This is a genomic window from Ruminococcus sp. D54t1_190329_F1 (assembly GCF_015551645.1).
In the GTDB taxonomy this organism is placed as follows: Bacteria; Bacillota; Clostridia; order Lachnospirales; family Lachnospiraceae; genus Blautia_A; species Blautia_A faecis.
Genome location: NZ_JADNDC010000003.1, coordinates 153,655 through 175,647, shown reverse-complemented (window position 1 = coordinate 175,647; position 21,993 = coordinate 153,655). Strand labels below are relative to the sequence as shown.

Here is a 21,993-nt window from a genome sequence, read left to right as displayed (position 1 = left end):
AAAGAGAAATGGTGTGCATAAAAATACCTACACTCCAAAATGAAATGTAGGTATTTTTGTCGCTTACCTTTAGATATTTCACCTGTCTACTTGACAAGGGGCATATCACCGACAAACTGAGCGACTACTTTGTGTATACATAAAATCGGACTAACCGTCTATCAGTAGCACCTTTTTTATACTAATTATATTATCATGCTTTAAATGGAATGTCAAAAAATTTTACAGGAAATATTTATGGCAAAAGCAAAAGAGTTACTGTTCACTCCGTTTACAGTAACACGCTTCGCGATGCACAGAAATCATGCTTTGCATGATTTCGCGCCGCAACTCTCGGGTTTTCTGTGAACTTTGTTCACAAAAAACACCTCGCGGAATGTTACCAGTGAACAGTAACGCAAAAGACTATAGTTACAGGAAACTTGTAAAAAAGAACTGTCAAAATGGAAAAATAACCTAAAAATGAAGGAAATAATTGGTAGTAATTACATATTGCAAATAGAGTATGGTGAGATATATTATAAGCACATCAGATGAATTTAATAATAAAAAAGAAATATCTGCTAAAAAATGGAGCTTATCTGTTGAAAACAAAAAAATGGTATGATGAATTCAATATATTTGCAAAACGCTCATGTCTATTGTTAGACAGGATTTTCGTAGTAAATTAAGTGGTGAAAAAGGAGAAAGTATGAACACAGTATTGGAAAAAATTAAAAAAATGGGAATTGTACCGGTTGTAGTAATTGAAAATGAGAAAGATGCAGTGTCGCTGGCAGATGCTCTTTGCAATGGCGGACTTGCCTGCGCAGAGGTAACTTTCAGAACTGCAGCAGCAGGAGAGGCTATCCGTCTTATGAAAGAGGCACACCCAGAGATGCTGGTTGGTGCAGGAACCGTACTCACTGTGGATCAGGTAGACCGTGCTGTTCAGGCAGGTGCTGAATTTATTGTAAGCCCTGGTTTTGACCCGGAAATTGTCGATTACTGTATTGAGAAAAAGATTCCGGTGCTTCCAGGCTGCATTACACCATCTGAAGCTGCACGGGCAGTACGCAGAGGTCTTTCTGTAATCAAATTTTTCCCGGCGGAGCAGGCTGGTGGACTGGCATTTATTAAGGCAATGGCAGCACCGTATACTTCCTTAAGTTTTATGCCAACAGGCGGAATCAATCCGGAGAATGTAAAAAAATATCTGGAATATGACCGCATTTTTGCCTGTGGAGGAAGCTGGATGGTAAAAGGCAAACTGATCACAGAAGGCAGATTTGACGAAATTGAGAAGTTGACCAGAGAAGCTGCAAAAATCGTAGAGGATATAAGAGGATAATAAAATGGGAAAAAAATTTGATATGCTGGCATTAGGTGAAGTGCTTCTTCGTTTATCGCCAGAAGGAAACGAGCGTTTAGCCCAGGGCACCAGATTTGAGAAACAGTTGGGCGGGGCAGAATTAAATGTAGCTGTTGGCGCAGCCAACCTGGGGCTTACTACAGGTATTATCTCCAAGATTCCATCTCATGCCATTGGAAATTATGCGAAAAGGGAGATCAGAAGAAACGGTGTTGACACGGATTACCTGGCTGGAGATGACAGTGCAGATTCCAGACTGGGAATTTACTATTATGAATATGGAGCAGATCCTCGTAAACCGCAGGTGGTTTACGACCGCAAGTATTCTTCTGTGAATAAATTATCTTTAGAAGATTTTCCAGAAGAAATGTATGAAAATACAAGATGCTTCCATACCAGCGGAATCACTCTGGGACTTGGCGGTCCGGTAAGGGAAAATGCTATTGAAATGATGAAAAAATTCAAAGAAAAAGGTGCATTGATCTCATTTGATGTAAATTTCAGGGGGAATTTGTGGACCGGAGATGAGGCAAGAGACTGCATTACAAAGATTTTGCCTATCGTAGACATTTTTTTCTGTTCAGAATCCACAGCTAATCTTACATTTGGAAAAACAGGGGACATAAAAGAAATCCTGAAAAGTTTTTCTGATGAATACGATATCGCTGTGGTTGCAGCAACCCAGAGAATCGTGCATAGTCCAAAGTCTCATACTTTTGGTTCCGTAATTTATGAGAAAAAAACAGACAGCTATTATGAAGAAAAACCTTATGAGAAAATTGAGGTTGTAGATAGAATCGGAAGCGGAGATGCGTATATTTCCGGTTTCTTATACGGATTATTAAAAGAAAATGGAAACTGTCAGGATGCGTTGGAGTATGGAAATGCAGCCAGTGCTATGAAAAATACCGTCAGTGGGGATATGTTATGGACAGACCCTCAGGAAATTCAACAGACAATCGAGATGCATCATAGTATAGGACAGGATTTTGAAATGAAGCGTTAGATAGCCAGTAGAGCGTGTTTGAAAAATCATTCCCGCAATCTGCACGCCCCACTTTGCGGTATATCCAGAGCAGGAAAAGATTAATTACGCTTTAAAGCAGCCGGAACACCTGCTCGGCAGTGGCTGTCATATTGTTTTTTGCAGTGGCAGGATCCATAGCCTCCGCAAGTGTGCAGACATTTCGTAAAATTGGGAAAAAAGCATCAATTCCCTCTTTATTGCAGGCGGCTGCTTCCTTTGTGACACTTCCGGCAAATGCGATAACCTTTGCATAGTGTTTTTTTGCCAGCTTCGCTACGCCTACAGGGGCTTTTCCCATGGCTGTCTGAAAATCCAGGCGGCCTTCACCGGTGACTACCACGTCTGCATCAGAAAGTTCCTGTTCCAGTCCTACAGCACTCAAAATCAGTTCGATACCAGGCGTCAGCGTTGCCCCCAGGTAGGAGAGAAAGGCGAAGCCAAGCCCTCCGGCAGCACCGGCACCAGGGGTATTGCAGTAATCTGTTCCCAGAGTTTTGGAAGTAATTTGGGCAAAATGTGCCATAGCTTCATCTAGCTGCTTTTTCTGATTTTCTGTCACACCCTTTTGCGGACCGTAAACGTATGTGGAACCATTTTCACCGCAAAGAGGGTTATTCACATCGCATGCGACCTGAATATGAGCTTCTCTCAAAAGAGGATTCAGGCCGGAAATGTCGATTCTGGAAACCTTCGCCAGTGCCTGTCCGCCTTCGCCTGCATCCACATCATTTTCATCCAAAAAACGTACGCCAAGAGCTTTTAACATACCGATGCCGCCGTCGTTGGTGGCGCTTCCGCCGATTCCAATGATAAAATTGCGGCAACCCTTCTGGAGGGCATGGTTTATCATTTCGCCCACACCGTAGCTGGTAGCAAGAAGAGGATCCTTTGTATCATCTGGAACCAGTGTGATTCCGGCAGCGGAAGCCATTTCCATAACAGCGGTATTGCTGTCTTTCAAATATCCATAATAAGCATTGACTGGAGCATGCATAGGTCCGGTGACGGTCAGATCGATCCGCTCTCCGTTCATGCCTTCGATCAAGGCATCAGTAGTTCCCTCTCCGCCGTCTGCGAGAGGTTTTACCACGATCCTGGCATCCGGCTTTGCCCGAAGAACTCCTTCCTTGATAGCCATTCCGGCCTCTATTGAGCTTAAGCTTCCTTTTAAAGAATCAATTGCAATGACAACTTTCATATGAAAAAATCCCCCAAAAAAATAAATGGTAAAATATGTTGCGAAAAGATTTTCAATCTTATGTCTGTTTAAAGGATAGACCGCCTGGTTTGTGGAGTCAAGTAGAAAAAAGCAAGAATTTTTGCATGGAGTTTTTATCAGATAATGATAAAATAGTAATATCTGTCTAGAAGGGAAAATATACATGGGAGGTTAAGACAATGAAGATAAAAACAGTTGCAGTTTTTGGCGCAGGTGCGGTTGGGTCTTATGTGATATGGGGGCTTTCCAGGCGGAAGGATATCCGGCTGGGAGTTCTTGCAGAGGGTAAGCGTGCGGAGAAATTGAAAAAAGGCTGCACGATCAATGATGAGGTTTATCATCCAGAAGTATGGACACCTCAGGAAGCAAAAGGGGTAGACCTGCTGATCGTGTCTTTGAAATATGGAGCGCTGCCAGGTGCAATGGACAGCATCCGCCAGGTTACAGGAGAGAATACCACGGTCATGAGTCTTATGAACGGCGTGGACAGTGAGAAATTGATTTCCGATGAAATTGGAGCTTCCCATGTGATCTATTCGGTAATAAAAGTTGCTTCCCATAAAGAGGAAAATGGATATTGTTTTAACCCGGAAACCACCATTGGCATTATTTTCGGAGAGCCTTGCGTACCCTATGACAGTGAACGTGTGCAGGCCATTGAGGCTCTTTTTGCAGATACCGGACTGCATTATCGCTCTACAGAATATATCAGGGAAGAAATGTGGAGCAAATTCCGGCTGAATGTATGCAATAATCTGCCCCAGGCAATTTTAGGGGCAGGAGTTGGCTGTTACCAGAACAGCGTTCATATGAAAGCAATCAGCGACGGACTTAGAAGAGAGTTGGAGGCCATTGCTTCTGCAAAAGGAATCGATATAAGTAAGGCTGCTGCATCCTCTGGACATGGAAGTGCCGTTCCTCCATCAGCCAGATATTCCACACTGCAGGATCTGGATGCGGGACGCCATACGGAGATTGATATGTTCTCAGGCGCGTTGGTCCGCATGGGGCGGGAACTTGGGATTCCTACGCCGTATAATGAATATACCTACCATATGATAAAAGCTTTGGAAGAGAAAAATGATGGGAAGTTTGACTATAGCAAAGAGGATGGAGAAGTAACCTGTTCCAGGTAAAGAATTACAGCTATTGAGAGGCGTAAAAATGAACGATAAATGGCTTGATTTTGCAATCCGTATTCAAAGCATCGGCTGCACTCTCTTGTATCCACACCAGTATATTTAATCCATAAAACAGATACAAAATCCCGGATGTGTAGGTGAACAGACATGAAAAATATCCATAGCATTGAATTTTATACTGGAAGCAAGGAAGAATTGCTTCCCGGTTTTGAAAAAGATTTTCCCTATATCGCTTCGAGGGCAGAACTCGACAAGTATATAGGGGGTTATGTACCGTGGCACTGGCACAGGACAGTGGAACTTTTTTATATGGAAAGCGGCAGCATTGAATATGATACGCCAGGAGGAAAAATATTGTTTCCGGCTGGAAGCGGTGGCATGATAAATCCCAATGTACTCCATATGACAAAAGCAATATCGCAGAGAGAAAAGAATATACAGCTACTTCATATTTTCGATGTTTCCTTACTTGCCGGAGAACAGGGAAGCAGGATTGAACAAAAATATATTGCACCTGTCATAACAGCCCCGCAGATCGAGGTAATCCCGCTTTTTCCGGGCAATGCAGAAGAAGAAAGGATTTTGAAACTGCTTGCTGCCTCATTTCGTTTATCAAGTGATGAATTTGGATATGAAATAAAAATGCGGGAAGCCCTAACGGAAATATGGCTCATGCTTTTTGAACTTTCTCGTTCTATGCGTGAAAAGAAAGGGGAACATAACAAAAGCAACGATAAAATAAAGCTGCTGATGATATACATTCATGAACATTACAGAGAAAAAATATCTATTCCGGAACTTGCTGCGGCAGCATATTTAAGCGAAAGGGAATGCTATAGAGTGTTCCATGACTGTCTGCACATGACACCCGTCGAGTATATAACAACTTACCGTTTACAAGTTGCCTGTCAGAGGTTGGCAAAGGGGCAGGAAGCTGTTACTGTTATCAGTCATGAGTGTGGTTTAGGGAGCAGCAGTTATTTTGGAAAGGTTTTTCGAGAATATGCACATTGTTCACCTATAGAATATAGAAAAAAATGGCAGAATAGTGATAGGTAATGGCGAAATAGAAATATTTTTCCTATGTCTTTTGCATTATAATGATACCTGTAAAGTAAATCAGCAATTTACAGGAGGTGAGCGCAAAGTGGTAAAACTAAATATTCAGACCGCAGAATTGGCATTAAAGGAAGCGTCAGAATCCAATCCGGGACATGGGCAGATCATTCCCGGTTTGTAGCCGAAGCCTGTAAAAATATCGCATCACATTGTAAAGATTTATCTTCTGAACAGGCATATATTTTCGGGCTGTTGCATGATATTGGACGCTATGCCGGAGTGAGTTCGGAAAGGCATCTGATAGACGGCTATCGGTACTGTATGGGGCGCGGATGGGAAAAAGCTGCACAGATATGTATATCCCACGCATTTATGATACAGGATATTGCTACATCTATCGGTGAGTTTGATGTCAGTGATCAGGATTACCTGTTTATGAAAGAATTTGTTGCAAATGCGGTATATGATGATTATGACCGTCTTGTACAGTTATGTGACGCATTGGCTATGCCGACGGGGTTCTGTCTTTTGGAAAAGAGATTTGTAGACGTGACAATACGGTACGGTGTTCACACAGCGACAATAGACATGTGGAAAAAGATTTTAGAGATTAAAGAACAGTTTGAAAATCAGATCGGCTGTTCTATCTATTCTCTGCTTCCGGGTATTGTGGAAAATAGTTTTCGCTAAGGAGGGATATTATGTATTACGAATCCAGTGATTTTTTGGAAACTGCGGACAGTGATACGTTAAAGCAGATTGCCCGCACAAGGGAATTAACACGGGAATATTATTTTTCTGATTATGGAGATATAGAAAAACGCACTTCCATTCTTCGGGAGCTGTTGGGTGGAATAGGAGAAAACGTGGTAATCGACACGCCTTTTCATTGTGACTATGGGAAAAATATATTTTTGGGAAATGATGTGATAATCAATATGAATTGTACCTTTGTGGATAACAAAACTATCCGGATTGGTGACAGGGTATTGATCGCGTCAAATGTGCAGATGTATACATCTTCGCACCCTGTATTGCCACAGGAAAGGCTTGTGCCGGATTGGAGGGAACGCAAGACAACATTTTTCAGAACCTATGCACGTCCGATTGAGATAGAAAACAATGTCTGGATTGGCGGTGGCTGTATTCTTCTTCCCGGAGTCACTATAGGAGAAAACAGCGTGATAGGGGCTGGAAGCGTAGTTACCCGCCCTATCCCTCCTAATTGTGTTGCAGTAGGGAATCCATGCAAGGTGATACGTTATTTTGATACGGACAGGGAAAGGTGGCAGCATGAAGTAATTGGGGAATTATAGAAGATTGATTAGAGCCTGGAAATACCGAAATATAACTGACCGAGCAATTTGATTGAGGAGTGATAGATTTATGAATGCAAATGTTGATTTAACAGGTGTTGTTCTTGAAACAGATAGACTAATCATTAGAGAATGGAATGAAATGGTGATGAGTATATTTCTTTGTACTATGTATTAGATAATCCTTTAAAAATGGATTAGTTCAATTTCAGAAAAAATTTTAAAAGTCCCAGAAAGCCAGTAACTACGCGGCTTCCGGGACTTTCATAATACGAAAAAAGCACCTCATCTGAGGTGCTCCACTTAGCAGGGCTACAAGGATTCGAACCTTGAAATGACGGAGTCAGAGTCCGCTATACTTTTAGGATGGAATGCCCATAAAATAAGGGCTGGCGGAGGTGTCCAGATAAAATTGACCTATGGATTGACCTGTTTTTATCTGTTTCAGTGTAATTGCATTAAAAGCAAAATAAGTGGAAATATTATAGAAAAATATGCTATACTGAGAAAAAGAGAACACGGGAACCATTTATCAGTAAGGAAGTGATTGTATGCCAGAAAATGTAAGTAGTATTATATATAAATTTTCCCAGGAAGTGAAGCGTATGCTGGGTGAAAAGCTGACAAAAGTTATTGTATATGGTTCATATGCCAGGGGTGATTATCGAGATAATTCTGACGTAGATATTATGATACTGGTAAAATTGTCTGACGAGGAAATCAGAGCTATTAAAAATGATATTTACGATCTGGCTTTTGATGTGGAGATGAGCACAGGAATTGAAATATCTCCGGTTATCAAAAATGAAGAACAGTATGAATATTGGGTAGATACGTTACCTTTTTATCGAAATGTGAGAGATGAGGGGGTAGTAGTCAGTGAGTGAAAAGAAAGTTGATTTGTGTATATATCGCATGAGAAGCGCAATCGAGACGTTGGGGGTATCTGCGTTATGTCTGGAAAGTCAACATTATAAGGATTCAATAAACCGTAGCTATTATGCCGCTTTTTATGCGGTGAAGGCGGTTTTGGCTTTAGAAGAGGTAGATTTTAAGAGACATAAAGATGCTGTTGCATATTTTAATAAGACATATGTTGCAACAGATATTTTTCCAAGAGAAATCGGAAAAAAGCTGGGAAGATTGAAACAAGAGCGTGAAACTAGCGATTATGATGACTTTTATATTTCTCTACAACCGTTGGATATTTTTGTAATATATAACGACGTATGTTATCTCTTTCCTCATCATCCTTTCTTAATGACCCATTTTCTAATTCACAATATCTTTCCAGCATAATCTTCTTTGCTTTATTTATAAAATTATTTATATCATTATCGCTATATTGAATACCATCTGTTTCTTTACACTCTTCGCTTTCATCTTTTTTATCTTCACATTTTTCTTTTGCGCTCATCTAACACTTCATCCATGAAACATCTGCTCCTTTCTGGAATCTGCATTCCTCACTTTGCGGGACAAAGGTTCCACAAGCTGTGACGCACATCTTGCAGAAAGCATTTTCCAAACACACCCTAGTTTGTGGGAAATTATTGATTGAGAAACAGATATAAACTGGTTATAATAAAAATTAAGAAAAGCAGTACAGATCATGAAAATGGAGGAAATTATGACAAAAGTACAAAAATGGTTTGCAAAATTGAGAAACCGGATTTTTTTCTCTTTTGTTGGATGTTTTTTAGGAATTATGTTGCTCATTATGGGGGTGTTTCAGTTTTCTTCACAAAAATATTTTTCGCAGCTTGCAGTAAGCAGTACCAGGCGAGAGCTTGCTTCTATCACAGATAATCTGGAAAGTACACTACAGCACGTCATCAATTTCAGCATATCAGCATCGATCAATGATGAAATTATCCGTATCGCCCGAACGTATCCAACACTGCCGGGATCTGAAGCAGAACAATATGCTGTCCGCAAAAAAATCAATACCATTATTAATGCCATTATTGCCCTGAGCCCTAATATTGCAATGTGGGATATTATGGCGAAAGACGGAAGTTTTTTTCAGGCTGGCGGATATAATCTGTCGGAACTGGATTCGTTTGATAAAGAACAGATAATGAAACAGCATCAAAATGCAAGACAGGCGATGATAACAGGTCCTTATTTTTATTTGCCTGCAAGAGAAACATTAAAGGAAAACGGAAAATATGTTTTTTTGATATCAAAGCCGATTGTTGATTTAAATACAAGAGAAACTTATGGATACCTTATGTTTTTCATCGAAGCATCAACTATAGCCTCGCCATTTGTAAACTACAGGCCAAATAACAGCGAGGTTACGTTTTACATAACGGATCAGGAAAATACTATTTTACTTGCATCGGACCTGAATTACACAGGAAAAACCATACGGGAAGCCTTTCCCTTTTCCAAGAGGGATGTAGAGAATCTGGAAACACAGGACTATTTAACCAAGGAAAATGTTGTCTATTGCTCAACACAAATGTCACTGCCAGACTGGAAGCTCATTCATGTGATTCCAATGGATGAGCTGATGAAAGAACAGCATTTGTTTGCAAGGATCTTTTTTATCTGTAATTTACTGGTGATTCTGTTTTTTGCACTTTTATCCTGGTGGAATGCCAGAGCCATATCTGGGCCAATCCTGGATCTGAGTGAGGTCATGAAGAATGTAGTAAAAGAAGCCTATGCACCGGTAGAAGTGCCTGGAACTTCCGAAGAAATACAGATTTTATACCGTGGGTATAATACATTTGCCGAACAGACACAACAGCTTTTACAAACCATTTATGAAGAAGAACGTGAAAAAAATGACTATCAGTTTCGGTTGATACAGGAGCAGATTAAACCTCATTTTCTGTACAATACGCTTGAAATGATCAAATCTATGATAGATCTTGGTATTTATGATGAGGCAGGCGAAGCAATTTCTACACTTGCCAGATTCTATCGCCATTCGTTAAGCAAGGGATCCAATATTATAACCATTGCTACAGAAATTGATATGGTAAAACAGTATTTATACATTGAAAAATTACGCCACATGGAGTATTTTGATTACGAAATCGTATGTGAAAAGGGAACGGAACAGTACGTAATTCCAAAATTGACTCTGCAACCGATTCTGGAGAATGCGATTGTTCACGGAACAGCATCAGATGGTCGTATGTGTTTCGTCTCACTGAGCATAAAAAATGCAGCGGATACTGTTGTAATTACCGTAAAGGATGATGGAAACGGAATTGAACCGGAAAAACTCCGTCAGCTGAATAAGAATCTTGACGAAGCCCGTGGAGAGGAAAAGGGTTCTTTCGGATTATTCAGCATCAACAGGCGTGTGCGACTTTTATATGGAACCGAATACGGCATCCGCTTGGAAAGTGAACCAGGGAAAGGGACAATCGTGATATTACGGATTCCGAAACTGGAACATTTAGACGAAACAGCATCGTCTATACTGGAAAGAGACCAAGAAACAGCGGGGAGAAAGCAATATGAAGAAAATCGTTATTATTGATGATGAGTATTTTTTCAGACAGGCGTTAATAAAATATGTCAGGAGCTTTAAGGATGAATTTACTGTGGTAGGTGACGCCGGAAACGGAAAGCTTGGTATCGAGCTGATTGAACAGTATCATCCGGAAATTATTTTGATCGACATCAGTATGCCACAGATGACAGGCTTTGATGTAATTTCATATATACAGAAACAAGCACTTCAGACCCGCTTTATTATCATTTCCGGTTATGACAAGTTTGAGTATGCGCAGAAAGCCATTCAGATGGGAGTACAGGATTTTCTGCTGAAGCCTGTGACAGTCGAGAGTCTGCATAAGAGTCTCAGGCAAACCAGTGAACGAATCGATCAGGAAGTGAAAAAGGATCAAAATCTGGAGGTGCTGGATAAAAAAAAAGCGAAACTATCAAAATTATATGAGACATTTTGCAGCATCACAGTTTGTAAGAAAAGATAAGGATCAGGAGGGAATGCAGAAGCTTGCTTCTGAGGTGGGCTATCGACTGGATGCCAAGCGCCATGTCGCCATACTTTACCGGGTTAATCATTTACCGGGCAACTGGAAAAAAACAGATTATGAGCTTTACTACTTTACGGTAGAAAATGTGTTTTGTGAACTACTTGGAGAAAAAAACTGCTGCATCAGTTACATTAATTTCCAGAAATCGCTCTGCCTTCTTGTAGGAATATGTGAATCACCTTATGATGCAGAGTGGATTCGGTCGCTGCTGAAAAAAACGATTGAGGTATGTGACCCGGAGGGCGATCTTGGAACCACTGCTGTAATTGGAGGATTTTATACAGAAGCCAATCAGCTTTATGACTCCTATATTGAAGCGTTTGCGTTGGAACGAAAACGGTGTTTTTATGAACATTCCGGCGTTTTTTACGTAGAGGATGCCACTGAAGAGCAGCAGGAAAACGGCTATCTGCTGCAAAATGATGATTTTATCCAACGGCTGGTTGCTGCTATGCGACAAAATCAGAGGAGCCTAGTAAAAGAAATGCTGCGGACATTTGCAGACTCTCTTGCATTGCTCCAGCCATCTCGGGAACAGTTTTTGCTGCAGATCAACCAGGTGTCGTCTGCGTTGCTGGATTTCGCTATGGAATACGGAGTGACAGAAACGGTTGAAAAAAACAGCAAGCTTTTTTCCAGTGATTATATAGAAATCAGTTCTGTCTCAGAAATTCAGACGGAACTCATTCGCTATGGAGAACAGATTTTACAGCAGGTACATCTTTCAAAGAATAGCAGCAATTCTGCCATTGTGAGAAGAACAAAGGAATACATCAAGGCACATTATCAGGATGATGAATTGTGCCTTGAGCAGATTGCGGATGCACTGGATGTCAATCTTCAGTATATGTGCTTTCTTTTTAAGAAACAAACAGATACAACGATTGGAGCATATATTTTACAGACACGAATGGAAATGGCCGGCAGGCTTTTCCAAAGAACGAATTACAATGTGACAGAAGTAGCTCAAAGAGTCGGATTTTTCGATGTCAGTTACTTCAGTAAGTGCTTCAAAAAATATTTCGGTGTATCACCGAAACAGTATCAGAATGTGAGCAGCAACTATCTAAAGACAACTTAAGATTTTACCAATAATACGAATTTTCTCCATTCCGGAGAGATTCGTATTTTATTATAATTAAGACAACAAAGAGTTCCAGAAAAAAATTAAACCGGTTTGAAGTATATTCAGGAACAAAAAATTAAATTAAAAGGGAGAAATCGTAATGAAAAAAAGAATACTTATCGCAGCATTAACAGCTGCCATGGCATCTTCTATATTTGGAGTAACAGTAAATGCAGCAGAACGTGAACTGAATATTAACTGGCTGTCATCCAGAAGTGCATCTGAATCAGCAATTTTGGCAATACAGGATATTGCCAAGCAGTACCAGGAAGAGAATCCTGATCTGGACTTTAATTTTGAAATTGAGAATATTTCAGATCGTACTGCATATCTGCAGAAACTGAAAATTCTGGCAGCAAGCGATGAATTGCCTGAGTGGTTTGACTCCGATCCGGATACCTGGTTCGCAGATATTGTTGCAGACGGAAAAGCCTATTCCTTTGAAGATTTGTACAAAGAGCTTGGAATGTATGACCAGATTTTCCCAATCTCGAAGGAATACGCAAGACTTTCAGATGGCAGTCTGAATCTGATGACGCTGCAGTGCAACACCGAATATTTCTTCTACAACAAAGATCTGTTTGAGCAGGCTGGAATTACGGAAACTCCAAAAACATTTGATGAGTTACTTGCAGATTGCAAGCTGTTACAGGATCAGGAAATTATTCCGATTGCAATGGGTGGTGACTGGCCAATCCTCCGCTACTTTGCACAGGTTCCATTCCGACTGACAGGAAATGAATATATTGAAAATGCAGTATCCGGAGAAGGATCTTTTGGTGAAGAAGCAGGACTGAAAGGAGCACAGTTTATTCAGGATATTGCACAGTACTTCCAGGAAGGCTGGAGCAGTGCAGATTACGATACAATGATTGATCTCTTTGCTTCCGGACAGGCAGCAATTATGTATAATGGTACATGGGCACTTGATCAGGCAGATATGATTGGTGAGGACGAAAACATTAAAGATAATATTGGATACTTCACTATGCCAACATATTCAGATGCAGATGTGACAACAGCAACCGACTTCTTTGCAAACTCCGGTATTGGAACTGCGATTCGCACCGATGCTGTGGATGACGAGATGAAAGCGTGGATGAAATACCTTCTTGAACATTATGCAGATGCAAGTCTTTCTTACAATCAGCTTCCATCCGTAATGCCAGATGAAGAAACAATGCAGAGTCTTCCAAAGGTATATCAGCAGATCATTGAGGATGTGTCCAATGTGAAGGAGTATGCAAAATGCTGGGATGTAGTTATTGATTCTGCACTTGTAGAGCCGCTGGAAAAAGAGACCGTCATCCTTGCACTTGGTCAGGAAACTCCTGAAGAGTGGGCTGCAAATATGGATGAATATGTAAAAAATCAGAAATAAGACAGAGAAACAGCATTCGGGGCTTTTGAAAATCAAAAGCCCTGGATATCAGAAAGGAAGACAAATATGAAGCCAAAAAGAAAAATAGAACCATGGCTTTTTTTATTGCCCGCACTTGTGGTTTATGTGTCGATTGTTCTTTTCCCAATGCTTCAAACTATTGGCTACAGCTTTATGGACTGGAATGGAATCGGAGAAAAAACATTTGCAGGCTTGAAAAATTACAGCCGAATGCTGTCAGATAAAAATTTGCGAACTGCTTTTTTGAATAATATGTTTTTCCTGTTGCTCGGCACAGTCTTTCAGATGTTTATGGGACTTTTAATGGCTACCCTTCTTTCCGGAATTAAAAAGGGGTCCAATCTATTCCGGGTATTGTACTTCATTCCCTGTATTATTTCATCTATGGCGGTCTGCAAGATCTTTGAAAAACTGCTGTCAGTTCAGCCACTCGGTGTAATACCGGCACTGATGAAGCTGATGCATCTCAAACCAATAGCTTTTTTATCTGATTTTAAATATGCACTAACATGGGTGACTCTGATTGATGGATACAAATTCTGTGGATTATATATGGTTATTTTTTATGCCGCACTGATGAATGTTTCCAAAGACACCATAGAGGCTGCGTATATTGATGGATGCAACTGGATACAGGCATATTTCTTTGTCAAACTTCCGGCAATTAAAAATATGTTTTTTGTGGTTCTGGTCATTCTTGTAAACGGCTGTCTGAAGGGATTTGATGTATCTTACATCCTGACCGGAGGTGGTCCTGGTAATGCAACAGAACTTGTGGCAACCTATATGTATAAAACGGCATTCAGTATGTCAAACTTCGGCTATGGAAGTACGCTTGCGGTATTTATTTTGATTGAATCATTAATAGCCGTAGGAATCGTTAAACTGATTCAGAAAAAATTCAGTGATTGATGGGGGGATTAGATGGAAACGTTACAGGCAGGTAAGAAAATAAAAATAATATTTCTAATCTTCATTATCTTTTTTGTAGTGCTGCAAAGTTACCCCGTATTTTGGGTTCTTACAGCGAGCTTAAAAACACCAGAGGAAATTGCCGGTTCTGCGCCATATGCGCTTCCTGGTAGCTTTTATCTTGGAAATTATATCAAAGCGTTTACGCAGTCCAGTCTCGTGCGCTATTTTCTTAACAGTGTGGTTGTAGCTATATGTACACTGTTTGGTATCGTAGTACTAAGTGCACCGGCGGCCTATGCGATCAGCAAAATTCGCTTCAAACAGAGCGAAAAGGTATTAACCTTTTTTTTACTTGGCATGATGATTCCCACATTTTCATGTCTGATTCCAATGTTCCAGACTTATAATACGTTGGGATTGCGTAATACCTATGCTGCCGTTATTCTGCCACAGATAGGCTTCAGTCTGCCAATGTGTATTTTCCTGTATGTTGGATTCATGAAATACATACCGAATGAACTGCTGGAGGCGGGAGCAATTGACGGAGCAGGTAATTTTAGGATTTTCAGGCAGATAGTATTTCCAATGGCAAAAAATTCCACTGTCACAGTGATTATTTATAATTTTGTGTCAATCTGGAATGAGTTTACTTATGCAAATACGTTTATGACAAAAGACGAGATGAAAACTCTTCCAATCGGACTAAACGCTTTTGTTGGTGAAATGGGACGCAGAGACTGGGGTGCTACCTTTTCAGCAATCGTAATTGCAATTCTTCCGACAATTATAGTATATTTCTTTTTAAATAAACAGGTAATGGAGGGCATGGCAGCAGGTGCTGTCAAGAGCTGAATACAGGAGGATATATGAAACTGGATTTATCAAAGAACTGGAATATTTTACAGGATGTACATGATACGTGTGAGCAGCTTGGCCTGCCAGAACGTGAGGATTTTATGACACTGCAGGGGCCACAAATTTCAGAATGGGAGCCACTGCCAGAATTAAAGCACCTACAGCTCCTTTTTTCGGAGCATCCGTACTGGGGAAGAGAACTGCGATATTTTAATGATGCCCCATGGTGGTATAAAAAAGAGTTTGAACTGGCACTTGGAGCAGAAGAACATATAGAACTTTGTTTTACAAATGTGGATTATTACTGCAAAGTTTGGCTGAATGGTGTATACCTTGGTAGTCATGAAGGATATTCAGCTCCATTTTCTTTTTCACTAGACGAGGCAGTACAGAGAAACGGAAAGAACCGACTGATCGTAAAAGTCTGGTCACCATGGGATGACGAGGTTGCAGCAAACCGACAGGAACGGCGTACCTTTTTAATCTACCGAAATATGGTAAAAGGTACTTATGAGCATTCTGACACGTTCATTCAAAGAGATGTAAATCCGGTCGGCATTTATGGAAGCGTCAGCCTGAAAATACAAAAGGGAGCTGGCTTTGCAGAAAACCCGGAATTTTCTTATCAGCTGGATGATACGCTGGAGAATGCCAGTCTGCATTTGAAAGTTAAGATAAAGAATCTGGAAACTGCGTCTTTGAAGTGGAGTATTACAGACTGCTTTACCGGAGCAGTAGTCTTTTTAAAGAATGAGGATCTGGTCGGCACACAGTCATGCAATGACCCTGAACCGACCGTTGCCAGCCTGGATGGAATACTCTCTCATGTCCGTCTCTGGAATACATGGGATAAAGGAACGCCTTTTGTCTACCGGGTAAAAGTTGCTCTCTGTGCAAAAGATGGCTCAGTAATGGAATCTTACGAGGAGACAACTGGTTTCCGGAAAATTGAGATGCATCGCACACCGGAAATGACAAAATTTATTTTAAATGGAAAAGATTTCTACATGAGAGGAACAGCCTATTTTCCAGATGCATATGTTTCTGCAATGAACGAAGAACGTTATCGCAGAGACTTGCTGCAAATAAAAAACAGCGGCTTTAATATGCTTCGTGTACACGTACACGTAGACCTTCCAGTTTTCTATGAGCTATGTGATGAACTTGGCCTTGGAATTATGCATGATTCTGAATATAACTGGATGCATCCGGTGGACGAAGCATTTGCAGACCGTTTTATCCATATTTACCTGGAAACTGTCGATATGCTAAAAAAACATCCTTCTCTGTTTTGCTGGATCTGCATGAATGAACCAGGTAATCTTACATTAAATCCAACTCCGGATATGGATCGGGCTGACTGTGATGCAATGAAGGTAAGCCCAGGTCCAAAGCTGTTTGCAGCAGTATGCGAGCATGATCCAAGTCGTCCGGTCATTAAAGGTTCCTTCTGCGTAAATGATCCAGACAGCGGAGACAGTCATAACTATACCGGTTCACTGGACGGTGCAGAGGGGCATTACAGTGATATCTATGGAACAACAGAAAAAATGAATACAGAGTTCGGCTTTGATGCACCGCCATGTATCGATAACCTGAAAAAAATGCCACCCGTTTACCGCCGTTTACAGCCAATACTGGAAAATTTGGATTCAATCGGACAGTATCAATATTATTTACTGAAATATTTTATTGAACATTACCGTATGCAGAAGTATAAACCAAACGCAGGCTATGTACAGTTCTTATTTAATGATATGTGTCCGCAAACATTTTACGGAATTTATGATTACTGGGGGCTTCCGAAAAAGGGTCTGCAGGCTGTGCTGGAAAGCAATATGCCAATTGGAATATTTTTAAAATTTAAAGACAAGCTGGATGCAATTTATGCAGTAAACGATTACAGTTATCCGCTTGGAACCTGCCAGGTAGGCTACAGCATTACTGACGAAACAGGCAAAGTAGTAGCTGAGGATGTGAAAAGCATTGTCATAGCAGAGGATTCTCTCACAAAGCTCTGGGATTTTGACGGAACGATTCACAGTGGAAACGTCTATAATGTTGCACTGTGGATAGAGCAGGATGGAAAGCTTCTGGCCAGAAACGAATACCATGATGTATTTTATATGCCAGAGCATACACCTGGCCATCCGGTTCATATGAGCCATGAAACTGGATGCAGAATTTACTGGGCGTAATGATGGAACGTAACGTGGTATAGGGAAAAAGGGGATGTGAAAAAACTCGATTGAGTTTTTTCGCATCTCCCTTTTTGTACCTGTTGTGTATAAATGATTGAAATCATGCGCAAAGAAAGCGCACTTCCCCTACCCCATAGAAATTCTTTTTTTGAATCTATGCGGCAGTTCTGTTTCTCATCTTTTTTTTCTGATATTTATATAGATTGTGGCCTATCGCCACAAGTAAAACTTCCAGTTTGACTGAATGAATACCTCTTCGGACAATTCTCTTGTACCAACGGTCGTTTTTCATAATTCCGAAAGTGCCTTCTGCTTGTATCGAACGGTTCATTCGTAATAATGCACCGTGGATACTTTCTAGGTTTTCGATTACTTCCTGATGCATGGAAGTTAATTCCTGATTGATCCGAACGGTTCGATTCTTATCTGTCTTCTTACATTTCTCTGCATATGGACATCCACTACAGTCTTCGCATTCATACAATTCTTCCTTACGTCCGTATTGATTTCCCCTCACATTTTTTCTGTATAAAAAATGGAATGCTTTATCGTTAGGACATCTCATGACACCTTGCTCATCAATTCTGAAGTTAACTGCACGAAATGGATCTTCATGATATTTCTCATCTTTAGTTTCCTTTTTAAACATTGGAAATTTCATGTACTTTTCAATTCCGTTCTGTTCACAGAAAATATAATTGTTGTATGAGCCATATCCAGCATCTGCCACAGGATATTTGGGATAGAATCCATAAGTTTGTTTGAAGTGCTCCATCAAAGGAACGAAACAATCCATTTGAAACAAGGGAAGCTGCGGAATGGTACAAAGATAATAAAGAGACTGCGGATTTGCAAAGAGATTTGGATGAACAAGGAATAGGTGATCTAATAGAAGATGACACAGAAGAGGCAAATTTTCAGGCTGTGTATAATGGGGAGTATTACGAAATAGAATGTATTGATATTTCTGGATTGGAAGAAGATGCAGAAGTGCATCTTAAAAATGGAGATGAAATTGAAGTTAAAGAGATAATAGATATATTGGAAAAGAGGAAAAATAGTAAGGCAGACAAAGAGTTCGAGGAGGAACTAGACAATTGCTTGTTAAGGAATGTGAAAGGCTATACGATTAGTTAAGTTAATTACAGATCAAGAGAAGTTATGTTCAATTACTACTGGGGATGTCGAAATGAGGTATTAATCGACATCCCCTTTTGGGGTGCTAGAACAAATGAAGAATTCTAAAATTTATGAATGGAATTGACTAAGAAGTTGAAAGTATAGACATTAAATGATATAATTTTCATATATAACAACAGGAGGTGCGTATTATGTTTGCTATGCAGGAAACTATCAGACCATCGGCGGATTTAAGAAATCATTATAATGAAATCTCAAAGCAGTGCCGTGAGGGAAAAGAAGCTGTTATCATAACTGTAAATGGAAGAGGTGATACGGTGTCTTTGTCCTATGAAGAGTATAAGAATATGAAATCAAGAATCGAATTGCTTGAAGTCCTTGCTGAAGCTGAAGACGATGTAAAGAATGGTCGTGTTGCGCCGATCAGTGAAACCTTTGATGATTTACGTGCTATGCTGCAGGAGGGCTGAGTTTGAAATACAATGTTGTTCGTACTGATACCGCAGATGCTGGTCTGCGAAAGATTGTATTATATATTGCACAAAATTTCGGCAATGATGTGGCATTGAAAAAGTTAGACGAAATAGAAGATCGTATACGACAGCTGGGAGAAAATCCAGATCTTGGAATTGATCCAAGATACCTGGTATTAAAGCGTCAGGGCTATAAGGTATTGATTCTTGAAAAAGACCTTGTATTTTATAAAGTTAATGAAGCCCGAAAGGAAGTTATTATATATGCTGTCGTAGACCAGAGACAGGATTATTTGAACATTATCCGAGGGCTGTGAGGCAAACGCCGAAATATAACTGACCAAGTAAGTCAATTAAGGTTCGCCTTCGGACAGAAGAATAAGCGGTGGGAGTACTAAAATGGATTTGTGCACTTGAAGCGTGGAAACTGTCTTGATTATGAGGCGAAAATATCACAAAAGTAAACATAATTTTTTGTGCAAAAGGTAGAAAAAGTAGAATTTTGTCGATTTTTAGCCGATTTTCTTCATTTTTCCTGTTTTCAGCACCTTTTGGCAGCAACGTCATTTTAAATTGACCTATAATCGATCCCAAATTGACCTATCACATCTGAAAACCACCGAAAATGTAGTAAAAATCAGTAAGCCAAATAAGGAAAAAATCGCCTTTCAGAGCCACGAAAAAGCGTTTCAGAAAAAATTTTAAAAGTCCCGCAAAGCCAGTAAATACGCGGCTTCCGGAAATTTCATAATACGAAAAAAGCACCTCATCCGAGGTGCTCCACTTAGCAGGGCTACAAGGATTCGAACCTTGAAATGACGGAGTCAGAGTCCGTTGCCTTACCATTTGGCGATAGCCCTATGCGCTTTAGCAAGTTGTTTTCTCGCTTGCGACATGTTGTATTATATATCAACACCCATATAAAAGTCAACCCCCTTTTTTCAAATTTTTTAAAAAAATTTATTCAATTCGTGCAAAGCCTTGATTTTACTGGAAAAAATTAAGATTTCAAGTGCCTTTTCCCTGTGCATTTCGGGATGAATGTGTTATAATCAAGCAAAATATACGGAATCGCATAGGCGGCTGCCGTATAAAATTTTTATAATTAAACAGCCTGTCTGGAGCCTGTTTAAAATTATTCAGGTAATTGAGTCTCAGACTGGCCTCATTAATAAGGAGAATAAACATGAGAGCAAATAACCTGACTCTGCTCACGGATCTCTATGAACTTACCATGATGCAGGGGTATTTTAAGAACCCAACTGACCAGACTGTCGTATTCGACATGTTTTACCGTGATAACCCATGCGGAGGCGGTTTTGCTATCTGTGCAGGACTGGAGCAGGTAATTGAATATATTGAGAATCTGAGATTTACAGACGCAGACATTGAATATCTTCGCGGTCTTTCTATTTTTGAGGAAGATTTTCTGGAATATCTTCGCTCTTTCCATTTTACCGGAGACATTTATGCCATCCCGGAAGGCACTGTTATTTTCCCAAGAGAGCCAATGGTGAAAGTGGTAGCACCGATTATGGAAGCTCAGCTTGTGGAAACTGCGATTTTGAACATTATGAACCATCAGAGCCTGATCGCTACTAAGGCAGCACGTGTCTGCTATGCGGCGAAAGGTGACGGAATCATGGAGTTCGGTCTTCGCCGTGCCCAGGGACCGGATGCTGGTATTTTTGGAGCCCGTGCGGCTGTGATCGGTGGTTGTGTCGGAACATCCTGTGTGCTTACTGGTCAGATGTTTGACGTGCCAGTGCTTGGAACCCATGCACATTCCTGGATCATGAGCTTCCCGGATGAATACACTGCATTCAAGACATACGCAAGAATGTACCCAGATGCATGTATCCTTCTGGTAGACACTTACGACGTGCTGAAATCTGGTGTTCCCAATGCAATCCGTGTATTTGAGGAAATGCGGGAGGAAGGCATTGAGCTGAAAAAATATGGTATCCGTATCGATAGCGGTGACCTTGCTTATCTTTCCAAGGAAGCATATAAGATGCTGGCTGCAGCCGGATTTGATGACGCTACCATTTCCGCTTCCAGTGACCTTGATGAGTATCTCATCGAGAGCCTGAAAGCACAGGATGCCAAGATTAATTCCTGGGGCGTTGGAACAAGACTTATTACAGCCAATGATAACCCGGCCTTTGGCGGTGTATACAAGCTGGCAGCAGTGAAAAATCCTGAGACAGGTGAATTTGTTCCGAAGATCAAGCTTTCGGAGAATACAGCTAAGGTAACAAACCCTGGAAATAAGACAGTATATCGTATTTACAGCAAGTCCACAGGCAAGATTAAAGCTGATTTGATCTGTCTTGCTGACGAGAAACTGAACCCAGATGAAACTATGGTAGTATTTGACCCGGTTGACACCTGGAAAAAAACTAAGATTCTGGGCGGCACTTACGAGGTGCGTGAGCTTCTGGTTCCGGTTATTAAGGAGGGAAAACGCGTTTATACGTCTCCGTCAGTAATGGAACTTCGCGCAATCTGCCAGAAGGAACAGAGCACTCTCTGGGACGAGTCCAGACGATTCTCCAACCCACAGAAGGTTTATGTGGATCTTTCTCCGAAGCTTTTTGAGGTGAAGAGAGAGCTGATCGAGGAGATGAGCCGTAAGGATCTGGAGTTTGAGGAAGAGTAATTTAATAAGAAAATAAAGTAAGTCTAAATGGGGCAATGTATCAGCGGAAACGATACATTCGCCTCATTTTTTGTTGAAATTAA

Annotated in this window: 21 protein-coding genes, 1 tRNA gene and 1 pseudogene; 19 read left to right on the top strand and 4 right to left on the bottom strand. The window is 40.6% G+C overall.

The window, feature by feature from the left end; all coding sequences use genetic code 11:
• Positions 1-691 precede the first annotated feature (691 nt).
• Together eda and I2D69_RS02365 are read left to right on the top strand one after the other, a co-directional pair.
• Complete coding sequence (eda, locus tag I2D69_RS02370) at positions 692-1,330, top strand: bifunctional 4-hydroxy-2-oxoglutarate aldolase/2-dehydro-3-deoxy-phosphogluconate aldolase (protein ID WP_173717475.1); 639 nt, start codon at positions 692-694, stop codon at positions 1,328-1,330.
• 4 nt (positions 1,331-1,334) lie between these two features.
• The gene (locus tag I2D69_RS02365; protein ID WP_173717476.1) at positions 1,335-2,357 is read left to right on the top strand and encodes a sugar kinase; all 1,023 of its coding nucleotides are present in this window, start codon (positions 1,335-1,337) and stop codon (positions 2,355-2,357) included.
• 91 nt (positions 2,358-2,448) lie between these two features.
• Here I2D69_RS02365 and I2D69_RS02360 read toward each other — a convergent pair whose 3' ends face one another.
• On the bottom strand, positions 2,449-3,576 hold the full coding sequence (locus I2D69_RS02360; RefSeq protein ID WP_173717477.1) for a glycerate kinase: 1,128 nt from the start codon (positions 3,574-3,576) through the stop codon (positions 2,449-2,451).
• A 200-nt stretch (positions 3,577-3,776) separates the two neighbouring features.
• Here I2D69_RS02360 and I2D69_RS02355 point away from each other — a divergent pair, with 200 nt between their 5' ends.
• From I2D69_RS02355 to I2D69_RS19940, 6 genes and pseudogenes are all read left to right on the top strand, one after another.
• Complete coding sequence (locus I2D69_RS02355) at positions 3,777-4,733, top strand: 2-dehydropantoate 2-reductase (RefSeq protein WP_173717478.1); 957 nt, start codon at positions 3,777-3,779, stop codon at positions 4,731-4,733.
• Positions 4,734-4,886: 153 nt separating this feature from the next.
• Entirely contained in the window at positions 4,887-5,798 is a 912-nt protein-coding gene (locus I2D69_RS02350) for an AraC family transcriptional regulator (RefSeq protein ID WP_173717479.1), read from the top strand.
• 141 nt (positions 5,799-5,939) lie between these two features.
• Positions 5,940-6,488: an HDOD domain-containing protein gene (locus tag I2D69_RS02345; RefSeq protein WP_226841062.1), complete on the top strand. Its 549-nt coding sequence runs from the start codon at positions 5,940-5,942 to the stop codon at positions 6,486-6,488.
• 11 nt (positions 6,489-6,499) lie between these two features.
• Positions 6,500-7,114, top strand: coding sequence for a sugar O-acetyltransferase (locus tag I2D69_RS02340; protein ID WP_148463451.1), 615 nt, complete (start codon positions 6,500-6,502; stop codon positions 7,112-7,114).
• Positions 7,115-7,665: 551 nt separating this feature from the next.
• Complete coding sequence (locus tag I2D69_RS02335; RefSeq protein ID WP_148463452.1) at positions 7,666-8,001, top strand: nucleotidyltransferase domain-containing protein; 336 nt, start codon at positions 7,666-7,668, stop codon at positions 7,999-8,001.
• Positions 8,002-8,029: 28 nt separating this feature from the next.
• Positions 8,030-8,239: pseudogene (locus tag I2D69_RS19940) on the top strand (HEPN domain-containing protein); the annotation flags it as partial.
• A 37-nt stretch (positions 8,240-8,276) separates the two neighbouring features.
• Here I2D69_RS19940 and I2D69_RS19935 read toward each other — a convergent pair.
• Positions 8,277-8,531 (bottom strand): hypothetical protein, encoded by a 255-nt coding sequence (locus I2D69_RS19935; protein WP_226822672.1) that lies wholly within the window; start codon positions 8,529-8,531, stop codon positions 8,277-8,279.
• Positions 8,532-8,744: 213 nt separating this feature from the next.
• On the opposite strand from I2D69_RS19935, the gene I2D69_RS02325 reads away from it, so the two are divergent.
• The 7 genes from I2D69_RS02325 (at position 8,745) to I2D69_RS02295 (ending at position 17,632) form a co-directional block, all read left to right on the top strand.
• Positions 8,745-10,616 carry a histidine kinase gene (locus tag I2D69_RS02325; protein WP_195379328.1) on the top strand — a complete coding sequence of 624 codons (1,872 nt, stop codon included), beginning with the start codon at positions 8,745-8,747 and terminating at the stop codon, positions 10,614-10,616.
• Positions 10,594-11,073: a response regulator gene (locus I2D69_RS02320; protein ID WP_195379327.1), complete on the top strand. Its 480-nt coding sequence runs from the start codon at positions 10,594-10,596 to the stop codon at positions 11,071-11,073. Before I2D69_RS02325 ends, I2D69_RS02320 begins: the two co-directional genes overlap by 23 nt.
• Positions 11,033-12,217, top strand: coding sequence for an AraC family transcriptional regulator (locus tag I2D69_RS02315; RefSeq protein WP_195379326.1), 1,185 nt, complete (start codon positions 11,033-11,035; stop codon positions 12,215-12,217). The genes I2D69_RS02320 and I2D69_RS02315 overlap by 41 nt, the downstream gene beginning before the upstream one ends.
• Positions 12,218-12,362: 145 nt before the next feature.
• Positions 12,363-13,643, top strand: coding sequence for an extracellular solute-binding protein (locus I2D69_RS02310; RefSeq protein WP_148463456.1), 1,281 nt, complete (start codon positions 12,363-12,365; stop codon positions 13,641-13,643).
• 66 nt (positions 13,644-13,709) lie between these two features.
• A complete protein-coding gene (locus tag I2D69_RS02305; RefSeq protein ID WP_148463457.1) occupies positions 13,710-14,576 on the top strand; it encodes a sugar ABC transporter permease in 867 nt (288 codons plus the stop codon).
• Positions 14,577-14,588: 12 nt separating this feature from the next.
• Positions 14,589-15,431 (top strand): carbohydrate ABC transporter permease, encoded by an 843-nt coding sequence (locus I2D69_RS02300; RefSeq protein ID WP_173772744.1) that lies wholly within the window; start codon positions 14,589-14,591, stop codon positions 15,429-15,431.
• 14 nt (positions 15,432-15,445) lie between these two features.
• Positions 15,446-17,632, top strand: a complete 2,187-nt coding sequence (locus I2D69_RS02295) for a sugar-binding domain-containing protein (protein ID WP_148463459.1) — start codon at positions 15,446-15,448, stop codon at positions 17,630-17,632.
• A gap of 157 nt (positions 17,633-17,789) precedes the next feature.
• Here I2D69_RS02295 and I2D69_RS02290 read toward each other — a convergent pair whose 3' ends face one another.
• A complete protein-coding gene (locus I2D69_RS02290) occupies positions 17,790-18,284 on the bottom strand; it encodes a transposase (RefSeq protein ID WP_226837848.1) in 495 nt (164 codons plus the stop codon).
• A gap of 200 nt (positions 18,285-18,484) precedes the next feature.
• Between I2D69_RS02290 and I2D69_RS02285 the strand changes: the two genes are divergently transcribed.
• The 3 genes from I2D69_RS02285 (at position 18,485) to I2D69_RS02275 (ending at position 19,565) form a co-directional block, all read left to right on the top strand.
• A complete protein-coding gene (locus I2D69_RS02285) occupies positions 18,485-18,772 on the top strand; it encodes a hypothetical protein (RefSeq protein ID WP_173772743.1) in 288 nt (95 codons plus the stop codon).
• 194 nt (positions 18,773-18,966) lie between these two features.
• Complete coding sequence (locus tag I2D69_RS02280; RefSeq protein WP_173719200.1) at positions 18,967-19,245, top strand: type II toxin-antitoxin system Phd/YefM family antitoxin; 279 nt, start codon at positions 18,967-18,969, stop codon at positions 19,243-19,245.
• A gap of 2 nt (positions 19,246-19,247) precedes the next feature.
• Complete coding sequence (locus tag I2D69_RS02275; RefSeq protein WP_173716955.1) at positions 19,248-19,565, top strand: type II toxin-antitoxin system RelE/ParE family toxin; 318 nt, start codon at positions 19,248-19,250, stop codon at positions 19,563-19,565.
• Positions 19,566-20,036: 471 nt separating this feature from the next.
• On the opposite strand, the gene I2D69_RS02270 is transcribed toward I2D69_RS02275, so the two are convergent.
• Positions 20,037-20,108 (bottom strand) — tRNA-Gln (locus I2D69_RS02270).
• 326 nt (positions 20,109-20,434) lie between these two features.
• Here I2D69_RS02270 and I2D69_RS02265 point away from each other — a divergent pair.
• On the top strand, positions 20,435-21,910 hold the full coding sequence (locus I2D69_RS02265; RefSeq protein ID WP_148463463.1) for a nicotinate phosphoribosyltransferase: 1,476 nt from the start codon (positions 20,435-20,437) through the stop codon (positions 21,908-21,910).
• Positions 21,911-21,993 lie beyond the last annotated feature (83 nt).